The organism is Pelagibius sp. Alg239-R121, assembly GCF_947331435.1.
Taxonomy (GTDB): Bacteria; Pseudomonadota; Alphaproteobacteria; order Kiloniellales; family Kiloniellaceae; genus Denitrobaculum.
The window spans coordinates 622032-638837 of sequence record NZ_CAMZOF010000003.1; the positions used below are offsets into that span (position 1 = coordinate 622032).

Sequence of the window (16806 nt, forward strand, 5' to 3'; positions counted from 1 at the left end):
TTTTCGTTGACTGACGCAAACTACTCTTCCTTCACGAAACTGGGTATCGGAACCGGGGCACAGCGGCTATGACCGGACTGGACTATCTCTGGCAGGCTTTGACGCCGCTCAACGTTCTCTTGGCCCTGGCCGGCGTTGTGGCGGGAACCGTCATTGGATCCTTGCCGGGGCTGACGGCAACCATGGCCGTGGCTGTCCTGGTTCCGATTACCTTTTCCATGGAGCCGGCTTCGGCTCTTATCCTCATGGGCGCCATTTACACGGGCGCAATCTATGGCGGTGCATATGCCGCCATTCTTCTGAACACGCCCGGCACGCCCTCGGCGATTGCGACCACATTTGACGGCTATCCCATGGCCAAACGCGGGGACGGTGATCTTGCGATCACCCTGGCCTGCGTCTCTTCCGTGGTCGGCGGACTGATTGGGGCCGCCTTTTTGCTTGGACTTGCCCCGCCTTTGGCCGAGGTCGCTCTGGCTTTCGGGCCGGTTGAATACTTCTGGCTGGCGGTCTTCGGTCTGACGCTGATCTCGGCGCTCTCCGAAGGTAATCTTCTCAAGGGGTTGATCGGCGCCTGCTTCGGGTTGTTGCTGGCCTGTATAGGTGTTGCGGAAATATCTGCCGATATTCGCTTTACCTTCGGTAGCCAGGTTCTGCTTGGCGGCATCGAAACGGTTTCCGCTCTGATCGGGCTGTACTGCATTCCGGTCATGATCGATTTGGTTGCGACCCCTGACCGCCACCTAAAGGTCACACAGCAGCCAAGAGGTTTCCGCCTCAAGGAAGCTTTGGCGATTTCCTGGTTGGGAAAATTCAATCTTATCCGCAGCTCCGTAATCGGTACTCTGGTAGGAATTCTTCCAGGAGCGGGTGGGTCGATCGCCGGTCTGGTCGCTTATTCCGAAGCGCGCCGCAGTTCGAAGCGCAGCGCCTTTTTCGGCAAAGGCGAACCGGAAGGGGTTCAGGCGACCGAATCTGCGAACAACGCGACGGTCGGCGGTGGCTTTATTCCGACCTTGGTCCTGGGCATCCCGGGTACACCACCGGATGCCGTCATTCTGGGCGCTCTCCTGATCCAGGGGGTGCGTACCGGTCCCAGTCTCTTCACTGAGAACGGCGCCATCGTCTACACTTTCATCTATGGTCTGATTCTGGCGACGGTCCTGATGCTGCCTGCCGGTCTGGTGATCGGCCGCTACGCCTACAAATCGATCATTACCGTACCTAAGGCCATACTGGTGCCGACGGTCGCATTCATGACCATGATCGGCACCTATGCCATCCGCAATTCCATCTCCGATGTGGTGATCATGATTGTTCTGGGCGTTGTGGGCTGGTTCCTCAATCGCTTTGGTTTCAGCCCTTCACCGATCGTCCTTGGCCTCATCCTGGGGCGCATCGCGGAGCAGGGGTTCGTTCAGGCCTGGACTATCGGTGCGGCGACGGAGGATTTGACAGGTATGTTCTTCGGCCGGCCGATCAGCCTGGTGATTATTCTTTTCACGCTGATTTCTCTCTTCTATCCGCTCATACGGAAGCACTGGGCCACTACGGGAGGAACCGCTAATGCAGGTTGAGTCGAAAAGCCGCAGCGACCTTGCCGGCACTGTGACTGCGGTCGTATTCATTCTGATGGCCTGTTTGGCTCTCTGGGATACGACCTCGATGACGGACTCGGATTCCTACGTTTTCCCACGTGCGATTGCGGCGGCCATGATTGTCTTTTGTATCCTGCTGATCGCGTACAATTTTATAAAAAGACCAGCCGACGAGGCTGCCGGCGGCACGGGCAGTGCCTCGACGCCCCGGCGGGTCGGCCTTGTGGCCGCCATGCTGGGGGCGTCGCTCGTCATGCCTTGGGTGGGGTTTCTTCTGTCGGGCTTCTGCGCCTTCGGCGCAATCATGCTTTTTGCCATGTATGACCCTTGGACCGGCCGTCGCCGCATCGTGTTTCCCGTGGCAGGTCTGGCAATTGTTCTCGGATTTTATACGCTCTTTTCCAAAGTCCTGCTCGTGCCGCTTCCCGTCGGCGTTTGGTTTCGCTGACGGCGTAATGCCGAGACCGTTCTGTCGATGCGGATCGGCCTTGGCCGAAACTCACAGGTAATACAGTCATGCCCGATATCGTTATTTCCGAATTCATGGATCAAGCTGCGGTGGAGGGCCTGCGTCGGGACTACACCCTTCACTACGATCCGGATTTGGTCGAGAAGGCCGACGAGCTCCTGCAGTTGGTTGCCGGCGCACGCGCTCTGATCGTCCGGAACCGCACTCAGATACGTGGTGAATTGCTTGAAGCTGCTACTTCCCTGAAGGTGGTTGGCCGCCTCGGTGTTGGACTCGACAATATCGATCTGGATGCCTGTACAGCGCGCGACATCGTGGTTTGTCCGGCAAGCGGCGCCAACGATGACTCGGTAGCAGAGTATGTCATCGCCATGACCTTGGTCTTATTGCGGGGTGCTTTCCTGTCGAGCGATGCCGTCGTTGCAGGTGATTGGCCGCGCCAGGCCTGCATCGGGCGGGAAGTCGCCGGTAAACAGCTTGGCTTGGTTGGTTTTGGCGCCATTGCACGCAATGTCGCGAGCAGGGCCGGTGCCATGGGAATGCGGATTGCCGCGTTCGATCCTTTCCTGCCGTCGGATCATCGGGCCTGGTCGGGCAGTCAGAAGCTAGAATTGCGGGACCTGCTGGCTTCTAGTGATGCCATCAGTCTGCATGTCCCGCTCAACGACACGACCCGTAACCTGCTCGACGCGGACGCGATTGCCGGAATGAAAAAGGGGGCTGTTATCATCAATACGGCGCGTGGCGGTGTCATCGACGAGGCGTCGCTGGCAGCCGCACTTCGCTCAGGTGCGCTCGGCGGGGCCGCACTGGATGTCTTTGCGGGTGAACCGGTGACCGCTGATGCCGGCGGCTTGTTCGCGGGTGTTCCCAACCTCATTCTCACTCCGCATATCGCCGGGGTGACCGAAGAGGGAAATGTTCGGGTCAGCGGCGTAACCGCAGACAATGTAAGACGCCACTTGGAGAAACAGGCATGACCGCCGTGACGCACTTCGAAATCGATGCCCTTAAGGATCTGGCGAGCCGCGTTCTGACGGCCCACAACACATCGCCTGAAAATGCCACCAGCGTCGCCAATGCGCTGGTTGCCGCCGAAGTCGACGGTCAAAAAGGGCATGGCCTTTCGCGGCTGGCGGCCTATTCCGCACAGGCGGCTTCGGGCAAAGTACAGGGGCATGCCGTGCCTCGGGCCGAACCCGTGGGAGCAGCGGCCCTGCGCATCGATGCCGGTTCGGGCTTTGCATTTCCGGCGATGGATCTCGCAATCGAAAAGCTGGACGAGGTTGCGCCTGAAAGCGGAATCGCGATGGCAGGTGTCTTTCGCTCTCACCACTTCGGGCAGGCAGGCTATCACGTTGAACGTTTGGCCCAGCACGGACTGGTTGGCCTTGCTCTGGGCAACAGTCCCAAGGCCATTGCGCCCTGGGGAGGCAGGGACGGCGTCTTCGGAACCAATCCGATTGCCTTTGCCGCACCGCGCCGCTCGGCTGACCCTTTGCTGATTGACCTGAGCCTTAGCAAGGTGGCTCGTGGCAAGGTGATGGTCGCTGCCAAGAAGGGCGAGCCAATTCCTGACGGCTGGGCCCTGGACAAGGAAGGTCAGCCCACAACCGATGCTGCGGCAGCTCTGGAAGGAACTATGATCCCCATCGGCGACGCGAAGGGGGCTGCCTTGGTTCTTATGGTTGAGATCCTCGCCGCCGCCGTGACCGGCGCGAACTTCGGTTTCGAAGCCTCATCATTTTTCACGTCCGATGGTCCTGCGCCAGGCGTCGGACAGACCCTCATTGCGATTGATCCGAGGCGGATGTCAGGGGATGCCTTCACAGACCGGCTCGAAGTCTTGCTGCAAGCGATCCTGGTGCAGCCGGGTACACGTCTGCCGGGCATGCGGCGGTTGGAGGCACGTGGTGCCGCGGCCAGAGGTGGCGTTGCCGTCGATCCTGCCTTTGTTGAAGAGTTGGAGCAGTTGGCACATCGATAGCCCACGGCGTCGGCGATGGCTCGAAATCTCTTGCCGTAAACCTGGGATCACGGTCTAAACTGCCGCACCATTCTACGGTCGACAGCTGATAATTCCTGTCGCACCTGGCTAAATACGCGAAAGGACAGCGCTCCGTGATTGATCTCTATACCTGGACCACGCCCAACGGCCGCAAGGTCTCGATCATGCTTGAAGAATTGGAAATGCCGTATAAGGCAATTCCCATCAACATCACGAACGACGACCAGTTTGCGCCCGACTTTCTTAAGATCAGCCCCAACAACAAAATACCTGCGATCGTCGATACGGAAAATGGAACTTCCGTAATGGAATCCGGTGCGATCATGTTGTACCTCTCCAAGAAAGCTGGCGGTAAACTTGTTCCTGCTGATGAGGCTGGCTACTGGCGTATGATGGAGTGGCTGATGCTGCAGATGGGCGGAGTCGGGCCCATGTTGGGACAGGCGCACCATTTTCTGAAATTCAATCCCGGTAAAGCGCCCTACGCCGAGGAGCGTTATGGCAATGAAGCGAAGAGGCTTTACGGCGTTCTGGACAAACAGCTCGAGGATTCAGCATATCTTGCTGGTGATCAACTCTCCATCGCGGATATTGCCACCTGGCCATGGATTTCACGCTTCGAATGGCAGCAGATCGACTTGAAGTCCTTTACCAACCTTGCGCGTTGGTACAGCGAACTGGCCGCACGTCCTGCCTTTCAACGTGGCTATCACGTTCCCAAACAGATGGGTGAAATCCCGCTACCCTGAGCGCCTGTTACGATACCGGGAAATCAAGCGGAGAAAACGCCATGCTTTATGCCATTGGCGAGAAGGCACCTCGCTTCGCCGACGAGACTTCGAGCTGGATTGCGCCAACCGCAGTCGTAATCGGCGATGTCAGCTTGGCGCGTCATACGTCGATCTGGTGGGGGACCGTGCTGCGGGGTGATAACGACAGCATTACGCTCGGTGAAGGCAGCAATATTCAGGAAAATTCGGTTGTGCATGTCGATCCGGGCATTCCCTGCAGCATCGGTGACAACGTTACGATTGGACACAGCGTAACGCTTCACGGCTGCACGATCGGCGACGGCACGCTGGTCGGCATCGGCGCTATTATTCTGAATGGGGCCAAGATCGGTCGAAACTGCCTGATCGGCGCCAACAGCTTTGTCGGGGAGGGGAAGGAAATCCCCGACAACTCCCTGGTCTTCGGCGCACCGGCCAAAGTCGTGCGGGAATTGTCGGAGCAGCACATCGAACGCCTGCGGCTTTCATCAGAGTCTTACGTGACCAAGATTCCAGACTATAAGAGTCAGTTGCGGCGTATCGACTAAAGCTAAAACCGACCATCTTCTATAGAAGATGGTCGCTGTTACGCAGTTGGCAGATCTGATGCCACCAGGATCTTGTTCTCCTGGCTGATCAGATAACCGGCTTCTGCACTATGCTTCAGGTAATTCTGCCAATCCGGGTCGGCAAGCATCGCTGCTCGTTTCTCTGCGCGTTCGGCGATATCTTTATAGGCCCAGATGTGGACATAGGTGTTCACGTCTCCCACCTCAGTCGTCGCATATAGCACGGGCTTGCCCAGGTTCCGGCACTGCGCGGCATAACCATACTCCTTATAGAGCGCCATTTGTTTCGGTAGAGTACCCGGGCGGACCCTATAGGTGCGATGATCAAAGATCATAGAGGCAATTCCTTCAAGCGTATTTGTTGACTGTCGCAGCGACGGTGGCCGCATAGGAACCGCCGAACAATGCCGTATGAACCAGCAGGGGGTAAAGCTTATAGAGATCGCAACGGCACTCGAAAAAGCCGGGTTCCAGCGGCCTGAGTTCCTGGTAACGGTCAAAGAAACTCTGATCGAAGGTTCCAAAAAGCGTTGAAAAAGCCAATTCGATTTCCGGATCTCCGTAGTAGGTCGCAGGATCGATAAAGGCCGCGATTCGGCCGTTGCGAACCAGAAGATTGCCGTCCCAGACATCCCCATGGACGAGGCCGGGCTTCGATTGCGCTGGCAACAACTGCTCCAGCTTTCCACAGAGCCGTTCCAGCACATCGTAGATTTCATCCGTCAGCCTGCCACGGTCCAACGCGACCCGGCCCATGTGCAGCAGCCGCTGGTCTCGGAAAAACTCAATCCAACTTTCCGTTTCCGGGTTGGGTTGCTGCAGTGGTCCAATGAGTGTGTTGCGTGAAAACCCAAAGCTGGGCGCTGTTTGATTGTGGAGATCGGCAAGTAATTCGGCTGCATGCGTCTGAGCGGAGCTATCGATCTGTCCATCAGTCTCGATGTATTCGATCAGGAGAAGGCCCTCAGTCGCAAGTAATACATCCGGGACGGGAAGTTTGCTTTCTGTGCCGAGAAACTGAAGCATCTCTGCTTCGATCGTTAGGTCAATGTTCTCGCGCCCCACAGATCCAGCTTTGGCGACGCAACAGCTTCCGTCGTCGAGCCCGATCCTGAAGACATCGGCGATGCAACCACCGCTCAGGCGACGCGTCGAGACAATCCTGCGGCTGGTGAAAGACTGAATTTTCTGCCGGGTTGTTTCCGATAAACTGACCAAAACCGGGCTCTTTTCCGGAATGAGTGCGGAGCGACTATTTTCTACGCAGCATCTTCCACCCCATGGCGATTAGCCAGATGGGAATGACAACGGCGGCGCCCAGCAGGAGGTAGGAAAAGCCCCACTCAAACACCGACGACCCCATTTCAAAGACTTCCACGGCCGCGTCGCCCATGCCTTCGAAAGCTTGCCTCGGTGTGAGGTCCAAGTACGACATAATGAAGCCGACGATCACAGAGGCGACGACCAGTTTGATGAGGGTGGAAACAACGTTGTTCGGCATGGTGTGATAACTAACCCGCTAGAGTCTGATCGTTTTTCAACATGTTAGTGAAAAACATAAACCTATTTCTTATTCAAATAGTTAGAGGAAGATTTACGTTCTCGACTGTTTCCTTCAAGAGGAATCGTGCCCCAGAAGTACTGGAATCCTGTGCATTTCGCTCTTGCCTGACATGTTGAACAACTATGGGCGCGTGGGCAAGACGGCAGTATAACTACGGATTGTCAGATCCATCGCAAGTGTTGTAGCAGAGTCTCTACATTATCTGAGGGATTTTTATGACTAAGAGTTTTTTTCGCGGCATGGTTCTGGCAGCTTTCTTTGTGCTTTCGGCTTGCGACGATCCGGCAACCAATCAGACCTATGTTCATCCCGCAGGCACCTGGGATTTCTTGATTGAGGCAACCAAGGCGGGGCCGTTGTTGCTGAAGGTGCAGGGCGAGGCCTTCGATATGGACCGTGCCGCCTTCGAAGCAGAGGTTTCGGACATGATCGCAGGCGCCCTTCAGAAACGACGGTTTTCTGTAACGACTGATCCCTCAAAGGCCCCCCAGCCAAGTCTTTATGTCGTCATGACTTTCAATGGCGCGAAGAGCCTGAATGGACAGGCGCAGTGCAAGGGCGAAACACAGGGTGGAACGCCGCGTGGCTCAGATGCGCGGCTCGACGTTACGGCAAGTTTTTGTGGCAAGGACGCCCGCTACGCCACTGTTACAGGCTGGATTGAGAAGCTGAAAAGCCGTGATGACGAAAAGTACTCCAAGCTGATCGGGCAGATTTCCCGGGATCTCTTCGTCGAGCAGAAGCAGGATAAATAACTGGAAACAACGGAAATCTGCACAGGATGGTCACAATTAATGACCGTTTTTGGCATATTTCTTCCCGCACTGATTGCTTCTGTGAACCAGCAGAATGCGGCGAATTTATTGCCGCTCGGTGTTCGAAATCGAATGAACGCTAGGTAGTAGGCAAAAGTGCGTTCATACGAGCCGCTGTTGTGACTTTTTGCCAAAAAGTTGTTCAATTTGATGCCTCAATGGCGATTGTTGCCTGCAGAGACACCTGTTGCGAACAATCACGATTGAGATATTGCATTGTGTGAGTGTAGTCTTCTTTAGTTTTTCACTTCATTTTCAAATCGGAAGTTACGAAAACGTTATAACGGATTGATATATAATGAAAAATGAAAACCTTCCCTGTTGATTTTTAAATAGGCATCGTGCTCGCAATAATTGTTTTTTTGAGTAAAAACCTGCTCCAGAAAATAGAATTATTTTCTAACATCTTAAGAGTGACTCTGTTGTGTTGCTACTTAAAGTTAAGTTTGGCGATTTCTTAGGCATATGCCCAAAATTTATTATTGTTTAACACCCTTTTACTATCATTGGTCTAAATTAGAGACCAGGAGTGGATCATGTTTTCGCGTATTGCCCAACTTCAGATCGCGGTCAAACTACCGCTGATTATTGTTTCATTTGCGTTGGTACTTGCACTCGGTATCGGGGGAGCCAACTATTTTCAGGCGTCTGATCAGGCGTACGTCGCGATCGAAGAGAAATTGACCGCGGTTCTTGAGGACAGACGCACTGCCTTGCAGTCATATCTGAGTTCGATAGACCAGGACATGCGCTATACGGCGACGAACCATCAAGTTCGTGAAGCGCTTGTCGAATTTTCAGATGCTTGGCAGGAACTCGGTTCCGGCCAAATGGCGCAGCTGCAAAAGTTGTATATCGACGAGAATCCCAATCCGACTGGCGAGAAGGAAAACCTCGACGCTGCACCAGATGGCTCTCGTTACAGCGAGGTCCACGCAAAGCACCACCCCTGGTTCCGGCAGTTCCTTAGAGAACGCGGCTACTACGATATCTTCTTGTTCGATATGGAGGGTAATCTCGTCTATACGGTTTTCAAAGAGCTTGATTACGCAACCAACCTCACAAGCGGCGAGTACAAAGATACTGATCTCGGGAATGCCTACCGCGCGGCGCTTGCAGACGCAAAACCGGGTGCGCTGAGTTTTTTCGATTTTCAGCCCTATGCACCAAGCCATGGTGCGCCTGCCAGTTTCATGTCGACGCCGATGTTCGACAATGAAGGCGCTGTCAATGGCGTGCTGGTGTTCCAGATGCCGATTGACCGCTTGAATGCGACGCTGTCAAGCGCTGCAGGTCTTGGCGAAACAGGTCAGTCTTTCATCGTGGGCGGCGACTTCCTAATGCGGAACGATTCACGCTTTTCCGAGGAGTCGACCATCCTTAGCCAACGTGTCGAGAACGATGCCGTGCAGATGGCATTGGGCGGGGAGACGGGCGTAATGATGACGGCATCTTACCTTGGCGGCGACGCTCTGACGGCCTATTCCTTCATTGACTTTAACGGCGCGCGTTGGGCGATGATTGCTGAGCAAGGCCTTACCGAAGTCAATGCACCGATTGTCGAAATGCGGAATGACATGATTATGCTGGCGGCGGTGTTGCTTGCGATCACCGCCGCGTTGGGGGTTTTCTTTTCGCGTCAGATCACGACCCAAATTGTTGGTATGACCGGTGCGATGGCTTCGTTGGCGGCCGGTGACAAGACCGTTGAAGTTCCTGCTCAGGGACGTTCCGATGAAATCGGTGCCATGGCTACCGCCGTGCAGGTCTTTAAAGACAATGCCGTCGAGATGGAGCGTATGCAGAAAGAGCAGACTGCCGCGGCAGATCGTGCCTTGCAGGAGAAGAATGCCTTGAACGATCTGGCCAAGAACTTCGAAGCCAATATTCAGGGCATCGTGGAGGGTGTTTCCAACGCCGCCACTGATATGCAGACCACCGCGGAAGGCATGTCTTCGACGGCGAAAGAGACCGAGCAGCAGGCAAATGCGGCTTCTCACGCATCGTCAGAAGCATCCGTCAACGTTCAGACCGTTGCCGGCTCGTCTGAAGAACTGGCAGCCTCGATCCAGGAGATCAGTGCGCAGGTGGCCCGCTCGACCGAGATAGCCGCCAAGGCAACATCGGACGCACAGGCGACCAATAGCCAGGTTGAGGGATTGGTCGATGCGGCCCAGAAGGTTGGCGAAGTCGTTAATCTGATCTCAGACATAGCCGAACAGACCAACCTGTTGGCACTCAATGCCACCATTGAAGCGGCGCGCGCCGGAGAGGCCGGCAAGGGCTTTGCCGTGGTTGCTTCCGAGGTCAAGTCGCTGGCTAATCAAACGGCAAAGGCCACTGAGGAGATCTCGATGCAGATTAGCAGTATTCAGGATGCCACGACCGGTTCCGCCGTTGCCATTAAGGCGATCGGCGAGACAGTGGCCCAGATCAACGAGATCTCAGGGTCGATCGCTGCGGCCGTCGAAGAACAGGGGGCTGCGACCCAGGAAATTGCGCGCAATGTGCAACAGTCTTCCGCAGCCGCCGAATTGGTCTCGACTAACATCGGCGGTGTCACCTCGACTGCCAAGGACACCGGTGAATCTGCATCACACGTTCTTACGGCATCGAGTAATTTGATGCAGCAGTCGGAAAGCCTGAAATCGGAGGTCGAAAGCTTTCTTTCTCAGGTTCGTGCTGCATAAAGCCTGCACGCGGAAACAGAGCTTCATCAACGAGGTTTAGAAGAAGGCGGTACAGCGAAGGCTGTGCCGCCTTTTTTGTCCTGTTGTCATGGGGCCAGGGAATTGCTCCTGGAACCTCGTTGTACAAAAAGGCTATTCCCAAAACGGTTTACCCAGATCGATCTGATCTTCGTCCGTCAGTACACCGGTCAGACCGCCGGCTCCTGCGCCTATCAAGACGCCCTCCACCACACTTAGGCCTGTAACTGCACCGACCACGGCACCGGCACCAGCACCTATCGCTGCGCCGCTAAGGCCACGATCCTTATCTGTGCTGCCACAAGCTGACAGCAAAAAAGCTAAGGCGACCAATGGAACTGCACCGCGATACATCGGGTTCTCCTTTTTGGGAGGTTTATGACTGACATACGTAACCGCTTTTCATGCGATTCCATGATAAATGGTGCAGATGTGCCGGGATCTGCTATGTCATCCTTGTGACAAGCGGCGAAATTGCCTGATGCATGGCGAATCTCTGCTGTGTTAGGCTTTCGCTTCGGGCCTTGTTATTGTTTTATACTGAGGACTCGTGGGTCGGGAGTTCTGAACTGCGCACCCTATGGGCGAAATGCGGTTAATTCGGGGGAAGTTCGGTAATTATGGTCACATGGATTGGCGCCGGAGCCTTCGTCGCGTAGCGACGAAAGTTGTTCTCTGTGCGTATAGCATTCGCCACTTTTTTGCTGCTGTTGCTTGCCGCTTGTGCGTCGAGAGAGCCTGCTCCTGTAAATACTGCTTCCACGCTCGGGGATGCCATTGCCGCGCCGATGGATGAATCTGATTGGGAATCGACGGCAGGTTGGGATCCCGAACCCTTTGAGCCTGAGTATTTTTCTGAATTTTCACCAGAAAGTTCAGCCCCTTTGCGTAAGCCGGCTGTGGCTCAGCCCAAGATAGTTACCGCATCTGCGGGGATCCCCATGCCCCGTATGAAGCCGGTTATGTACAAGGCAAAGAGATCCCTGCAATGCGTGCCCTACGCCCGAGAGGTCTCTTCGATCGGTATTCGGGGTAACGCCTGGACATGGTGGCAGAGTGCAAAAGGACGCTATGAGCGTGCTGGCAAGCCGCAAGTGGGCGCTGTTCTCGTGCTGAGCAAGAGCAAGCGCCTTCGTTACGGGCATTTGGCGGTGGTCGCGGAAATACTGAATGATCGTGAAGTTTTGGTGCATCAGGCCAATTGGCTGAACCGCGGACGTATCCATCGCTACACGCCCGTGATTGATGTTTCTCCAAACAACGATTGGTCTTCGGTGCGGGTCTGGTACACGCCGGGTCAGAAGTACGGGAAACGTGCCTACGGCGTCTCCGGCTTCATTTATCCCGATACACTTGAAGCAAAGCGCTAAGAGGCAAGCGCGACTGGTTTACCGGTTGGTCTATTCGCGGCCGAACCAGCGTATCCACTTACCGTGATAACAGACATCCGCCAGGTGAATCTCGCTGTCCTCAGGCCAGAGAGTAAGTCGAAGTTCAGCGCAGCCACCATCCTCAGAAGGTTCCATCCGAAGCCAGGCAAAGGGATTTGCGGTTGTTGCCGCCGCTGCTGCCTGGTCAATCGCATCTTTGATGCCACTGCGCTCATCGGGTGACAGGTACTGCCAGACGACGGTGTGGAAGACGACTTGCGCACAATCCGCCGGCTGTTTCTTTACGACCCTTCCCAACCAGGCTGCTGCGCTTTCACGCTCTACGATGGGTGGGTGTTTGACGGCGATGCGCAACGCGCCTCGCATGCGCGCCATACGTTCTTCTTGATCCGGCCATATGTATGCAAGAAGCCGGTTCGCTTCGTCCGAGGACGGTACTGGCTCATCACTGGAAAGCGTGATTGCCGTGTAGTCGGCGGGATTGAGGTCGCAACCCATGCCGTCGATCACTTCGACGTTCGCCAGAGTCGGGACCGGCCCTTCCCAGTCGGGGCGCATTACGACCGGCCCTTCTATGTCGCCCCACTGAAGATCAATACCGGAAGGACAGTAGCCATAGCGGTGCCAATTAAGATTCAATCCGGCGCTGGATCCGATTTCCCGCAGCGAAAGTGGTTGTCCGGTCCGGGCCGCGACAGCCATGAAACCGCCGAATATGACAGCCGAGCGGCCGACCTCATTGGTTTGAGGCGGTCGTTCAATGAATCTCATCAAGGCCGTGCCATGACGCTCTAAAACCTGTTCGATGAGTTTCCACGACGACGGCTGTTGTCCGACGATCCCGCGCTCACGGTAGAGTTCAGCAAGTTCCTTGTCGCCGCCGCGCAATGCGAGCCAGTGCAGGCCAGCGGCAAAACGCAATGCCAGCGCATCATCGCTGGGCGTGCCAGGCCATCGCAGCACAGTTGCACCGATCCGGCTCGATGTGCTCAGGCGTTCTCCTGCCGTTTCAAGCAGACCTGCGGTAAAGGGTGATCCCATTGAACGGCAAGACTTGCTTTGCGCCAGAAAGTGGGCGCGAACCGCGGCTTCTCCCGGCGGCGAGGTGGGCGAGGCTTCAGGCGGTTCGTTACTGGGCACCGAAGACCTTCTGCAATAGCGCAGTGCTTCGCTTCAGAGGATCTTTGCGGATCGCCGCTTCTTCCTGGGCGAGGTAGTAGAAAATGCCATCCATGCCTTTATCGACAACATATTCCGTCAGATCCGCCTTGGCATCTGGCACGAAGGGGATGCTGCGGTATTCGCCCATGACGTTTTCGTAGGATTGGATCGCCCCCACTTCCGACAGGCTCTGATTGACCACCGGCTCCATTTCCTTGGCCAGAGGTGACGTCATTTTACCTTGAAAGTACTTTGTCGCAGCGTCGTCAGGTCCGTTGTAGATTTTTTCCGCATCCTCCAGCGTCATTTCGCCAATGGCATCCAGAAACAGATCTTTTGCCTTTGGCGCCGCTGCTTCCGCCGCCCGGTTCAAGCGCAACTCCAGATCGTCGAGCATCGATGACATGCCGGCTAGCTCCAATGCCGACTGAACTTTTTTCAGCGAGTCCGGCAAAGGCAGGTGGATCTTGGAATCTCCGTTATAACCGTCGGTTTGCCCGACTTGGTCGACCACACGCTGGGATCCGACTTTCAGGGCCTCGCGGAGGCCGTCGCTGATCTCATTCATTGAAAGGCCGCTGACAGCCGACCCCCCTGAACTGCTCCCGCCCGAGGACACACCGGAGGAATCCAGCAGGTCTTTGCCTTTTTTCAACCAGTCGGATTGAGCCATGCTTTGCGACAGGGGCAGGGCTGCGACGAGGAAGGCCATTGTAACAAAAGCGGTGCGCATTCTTGGAACTCCGGTGTTGAGGTGAGGCCTGGCTGCAACTTGGGCGTTTGTGATTTAAATGACTACCCGTGACTGCCGGATGGTCAAAGAATGCCGATGTTCCAGCAAACAGATAGTGAAACCATGCTATCACGCCGAACCGGGATAGACTATGAGTAAATATACGAATTTTTCTCATAACTAGTTGAAAAATATAACACCTGCTACTGCTTTTGCGGTGTGTGAAAGGAAAAATTACGGCATGATGTGAGGGGCGGCAGCCATTCGCCGTCACTGGAAAATTCCGTCACAAATGTTTCGATGCAAATGAATCCGAGTCGCGGTATAATGGCTCTGCAAGGAATGCGTAAAGCATCACTCGAAGGTCATAACACGAAGTTGTGTCGGGAGAGAGTTATGTACAGGTCGGTTAAAGAAAGCAGGGATACGCGCCACGAACAAAGAAGCTTTTTGTTTTGGGCGGAGGGCGTTGTCGTCGGTATTGTTGTTTTCGTGGTCGTTGCCTATGTCTTCGGACTTCTGACGAGCGTTTAAGCGCGCCAGAGCGTGCGAAAGGCACGATTGCCCATCATCAGTCTCGCAGAATGCCTCGGGGCATCCCCTTGGTAAGCTTGTCTCGCGGGCTCGGGGATGAGCGTAATCAACGACACGGGGTTGTTCGCGAGTCTTAAGGGCTCTGCAGAGCTTTGAGGCTGTGCGGCTGCCTGCGCGCAGAGAGAGAGTTTTCGACAGCGGCAAGCAGGTCCACGCTTCTGAGCGGTTTTTCCAGAAAATCGGAAGCTATTTCATAGGCTTGGCGGATGGCTATCGTAATGTCGCCGGTGAGGTAAATGATGGGAACATCACTGGCTGTGAGCTCGAAGCCTAGTGTTACGCCATCTATTTCGTCATCGAGTTGAAGATCGAGGATTGCCAAATCGGGTGTGCGCTCACTTGCCAGCTTCAAGGCCTGCGAACAGTTGTTGGCTATTCCGATGATTTCGTAACCGGCATCTTCAAGGACCAGTCGGACCGAGGAGGCAAAATCGGGATCGTCTTCGACTAGGAGAATAGATATCGGCACGGTCATTTATGATAGTTAGGCGTGGTTTCAACGGGCCGTAAGTCACAACTTCGCGAACAAAATACGTAATTTCGTGAGGAGCGGTTGAACCACCTGTTCAATGCGTCAAATGGTCCGGAATTCTCTTAAGGAAATCATGATAAACTGCTGATGTTTCTATGGTAATTGGTCTGCGCTCCACCTATCTGTATGGGAGAGCACGATCAGGGTGAAATGAGGATAAGGCATGGGTGAATTGGTCGCCGTACCCCAAGAGCGGGCCCAGCTCGAGGGCAATCCCGATTACAGGCTGGAGATCGTTCCCTCCAGCAAACGCGTCAAGGTGGTCTTTAACGGCACTGTGGTGGCGGACACAACCTCTGCGCTTTTGTTGCGGGAGACCCGCTATGCACCAGTGTATTATCTGCCGCGAGATGATGTCCGCATGGACCTCATGGACCGGACCGATCACCGGACCCATTGTCCCTTTAAGGGAAACGCGAGCTACTGGAATTTGACCGTCGGCGACAAAACGACCGAGAACGTTGTGTGGAGCTACGAAGATCCCTTGCCTGAGGTTGCCGAAATCGGAGGCTACCTCGGCTTTTACCAAAATCGCATGGACGCCTGGTACGAAGAGGATACCGAGGTGTCGATCGATGCCGGCGATGTCGCACACACTCGTGGCAATCCCTTCACTGGTTGGCTGATGAGCGAAGCCTGGGAAGCGGCGACCACGCCGGAGTTGGTTGCCAGACTGGGGCGGAAGCTGGTGGAAGAAGGTGTCCCGTTGATGCGGCTGGCACTGATCGTCAGGACGCTGCATCCGCAACTGCTCGGTAATGCCTACCGATGGCACCGGGGGAGCGAAACCTCAAATCAGACCGAAGTTCCCTATGAAGCCCTGACCACGGCCGCTTATCTCAATTCGCCGCTCGTGCCGATTTTTGACGGTGTCGGCGGTATTCGCCGGCGCTTGGAAGGGAACAACCCGGTTCTCGATTTTCCGATCCTGCGTGATCTTCAGGCCGACGGTGCGACCGACTACGTTGCAATGCCTTTGCCGTTTTCAAACGGCCAGGCCAATGCTTTGACTTTGACGACCGACGAACCCGGCGGGTTCTCTACCAAGGACCTCGGCCACATCTACGAGATCCTTCCGATCTTAAGCCGTCTGTTCGAGGTGCATGCGCTCCGTCAGATGTCACGGTCTCTGCTTGATACCTATCTAGGTGCTTACACGGGTGAGCGGGTTTTGAACGGTCGCGTCAAAAGGGGGGACGGTGAAGACATCAACGCTGTCATCTGGTTTTGCGATCTTCGCGATTCGACATCAATGGCCGAGAACCTTTCGCGTGCCGACTATCTCAGCGTTCTCAACAGTTTTTTCGAATGCACGGCCAGCGCTGTGCTGGAACGCGGTGGCGAAGTACTCAAATTCATCGGCGATGCCGTATTGGCGATCTTTCCGATCGACGGCGAGAACCCGATGCCTGGCTGTCTGAACTGTACTCAGGTCGGTGCGGCCTGTTTCCGGGCCATTGAGGCCGCCAAGGACTCCAGCCGCCGGCTGGCAGAGGTCAATGCGGAGCGCGAGGCGCGAGGTGAGGCGCCGCTCCGCTTCGCCCTGTCGATTCACAAGGGCCAGGTGACCTATGGCAACGTGGGCGTCGATCAACGGCTTGATTTCACGGTGATCGGTCCGGCGGCCAACGAGGCGGCACGGATTGGAAATATCTGTAAGCACCTCGACCAGGAAATCCTCTTCTCGGCGGAGATCGCACAGCATCTCTGCGATGGAGCGGTGTCACTCGGGCGGCACAGTCTGCGCGGTGTTCGCGGTGAGCGGGAGATCTTTACGCTGGAACACACCATGCCTGCACCGACGGCCACAACGGATGACGAGCAACTTGAAAATTGCCGATCTGACGAGGTTTGAGGCACCAGCGTCGAGCCGCCGGAAACGCCATTCGCAAGA

Annotated in this window: 18 protein-coding genes; 11 read left to right on the forward strand and 7 right to left on the reverse strand. The window is 55.5% G+C overall.

The features are described from left to right. Positions 1-68 precede the first annotated feature (68 nt). From QMZ18_RS13265 to QMZ18_RS13290, 6 genes are all read left to right on the forward strand, one after another. Entirely contained in the window at positions 69-1577 is a 1509-nt protein-coding gene (locus tag QMZ18_RS13265) for a tripartite tricarboxylate transporter permease (protein WP_282606769.1), read from the forward strand. Then, a complete protein-coding gene (locus QMZ18_RS13270) occupies positions 1567-2046 on the forward strand; it encodes a tripartite tricarboxylate transporter TctB family protein (RefSeq protein ID WP_282606770.1) in 480 nt (159 codons plus the stop codon). The genes QMZ18_RS13265 and QMZ18_RS13270 overlap by 11 nt, the downstream gene beginning before the upstream one ends. Positions 2047-2114: 68 nt before the next feature. Next, entirely contained in the window at positions 2115-3047 is a 933-nt protein-coding gene (locus QMZ18_RS13275; RefSeq protein ID WP_282606771.1) for a hydroxyacid dehydrogenase, read from the forward strand. Beyond that, the gene (locus QMZ18_RS13280; protein WP_282606772.1) at positions 3044-4054 is read left to right on the forward strand and encodes an Ldh family oxidoreductase; all 1011 of its coding nucleotides are present in this window, start codon (positions 3044-3046) and stop codon (positions 4052-4054) included. Before QMZ18_RS13275 ends, QMZ18_RS13280 begins: the two co-directional genes overlap by 4 nt. Before the next feature lie 134 nt (positions 4055-4188). Continuing rightward, complete coding sequence (locus QMZ18_RS13285; RefSeq protein ID WP_282606773.1) at positions 4189-4824, forward strand: glutathione S-transferase family protein; 636 nt, start codon at positions 4189-4191, stop codon at positions 4822-4824. A gap of 41 nt (positions 4825-4865) precedes the next feature. Then, positions 4866-5393, forward strand: a complete 528-nt coding sequence (locus QMZ18_RS13290) for a gamma carbonic anhydrase family protein (RefSeq protein ID WP_282606774.1) — start codon at positions 4866-4868, stop codon at positions 5391-5393. A 38-nt stretch (positions 5394-5431) separates the two neighbouring features. Here QMZ18_RS13290 and QMZ18_RS13295 read toward each other — a convergent pair whose 3' ends face one another. The 3 genes from QMZ18_RS13295 to QMZ18_RS13305 are packed head-to-tail and all read right to left on the reverse strand — an operon-like array spanning position 5432 to position 6915. Further along, positions 5432-5749, reverse strand: a complete 318-nt coding sequence (locus tag QMZ18_RS13295; RefSeq protein ID WP_282606775.1) for an NIPSNAP family protein — start codon at positions 5747-5749, stop codon at positions 5432-5434. A gap of 13 nt (positions 5750-5762) precedes the next feature. Further along, complete coding sequence (locus tag QMZ18_RS13300) at positions 5763-6632, reverse strand: fructosamine kinase family protein (protein ID WP_282606776.1); 870 nt, start codon at positions 6630-6632, stop codon at positions 5763-5765. 34 nt (positions 6633-6666) lie between these two features. Further along, positions 6667-6915, reverse strand: a complete 249-nt coding sequence (locus QMZ18_RS13305; RefSeq protein WP_282606777.1) for a DUF6460 domain-containing protein — start codon at positions 6913-6915, stop codon at positions 6667-6669. A 278-nt stretch (positions 6916-7193) separates the two neighbouring features. Here QMZ18_RS13305 and QMZ18_RS13310 point away from each other — a divergent pair, with 278 nt between their 5' ends. After that, positions 7194-7733, forward strand: a complete 540-nt coding sequence (locus tag QMZ18_RS13310; RefSeq protein ID WP_282606778.1) for a hypothetical protein — start codon at positions 7194-7196, stop codon at positions 7731-7733. 596 nt (positions 7734-8329) lie between these two features. Continuing rightward, positions 8330-10483, forward strand: a complete 2154-nt coding sequence (locus QMZ18_RS13315; RefSeq protein ID WP_282606779.1) for a methyl-accepting chemotaxis protein — start codon at positions 8330-8332, stop codon at positions 10481-10483. A gap of 132 nt (positions 10484-10615) precedes the next feature. On the opposite strand, the gene QMZ18_RS13320 is transcribed toward QMZ18_RS13315, so the two are convergent. Next, positions 10616-10855, reverse strand: coding sequence for a YMGG-like glycine zipper-containing protein (locus tag QMZ18_RS13320; RefSeq protein WP_282606780.1), 240 nt, complete (start codon positions 10853-10855; stop codon positions 10616-10618). A 587-nt stretch (positions 10856-11442) separates the two neighbouring features. Between QMZ18_RS13320 and QMZ18_RS13325 the strand changes: the two genes are divergently transcribed. Next, positions 11443-11871 (forward strand): CHAP domain-containing protein, encoded by a 429-nt coding sequence (locus tag QMZ18_RS13325; protein ID WP_282606781.1) that lies wholly within the window; start codon positions 11443-11445, stop codon positions 11869-11871. 30 nt (positions 11872-11901) lie between these two features. Here the strand turns inward: QMZ18_RS13325 and QMZ18_RS13330 are convergent, their stop codons facing one another. Both QMZ18_RS13330 and QMZ18_RS13335 read right to left on the reverse strand, forming a co-directional pair. Then, the gene (locus tag QMZ18_RS13330; RefSeq protein ID WP_282606782.1) at positions 11902-13032 is read right to left on the reverse strand and encodes a DUF2332 domain-containing protein; all 1131 of its coding nucleotides are present in this window, start codon (positions 13030-13032) and stop codon (positions 11902-11904) included. Further along, complete coding sequence (locus QMZ18_RS13335; RefSeq protein WP_282606783.1) at positions 13022-13786, reverse strand: DUF4197 domain-containing protein; 765 nt, start codon at positions 13784-13786, stop codon at positions 13022-13024. The genes QMZ18_RS13330 and QMZ18_RS13335 overlap by 11 nt, the downstream gene beginning before the upstream one ends. Before the next feature lie 396 nt (positions 13787-14182). Between QMZ18_RS13335 and QMZ18_RS13340 the strand changes: the two genes are divergently transcribed. Continuing rightward, the gene (locus QMZ18_RS13340) at positions 14183-14320 is read left to right on the forward strand and encodes a hypothetical protein (RefSeq protein ID WP_282606784.1); all 138 of its coding nucleotides are present in this window, start codon (positions 14183-14185) and stop codon (positions 14318-14320) included. 133 nt (positions 14321-14453) lie between these two features. On the opposite strand, the gene QMZ18_RS13345 is transcribed toward QMZ18_RS13340, so the two are convergent. Beyond that, positions 14454-14855, reverse strand: coding sequence for a response regulator (locus tag QMZ18_RS13345; protein WP_282606785.1), 402 nt, complete (start codon positions 14853-14855; stop codon positions 14454-14456). Positions 14856-15075: 220 nt separating this feature from the next. Here QMZ18_RS13345 and QMZ18_RS13350 point away from each other — a divergent pair, with 220 nt between their 5' ends. Next, positions 15076-16767, forward strand: coding sequence for a DUF427 domain-containing protein (locus QMZ18_RS13350; protein ID WP_282606786.1), 1692 nt, complete (start codon positions 15076-15078; stop codon positions 16765-16767). Positions 16768-16806: the final 39 nt, after the last annotated feature.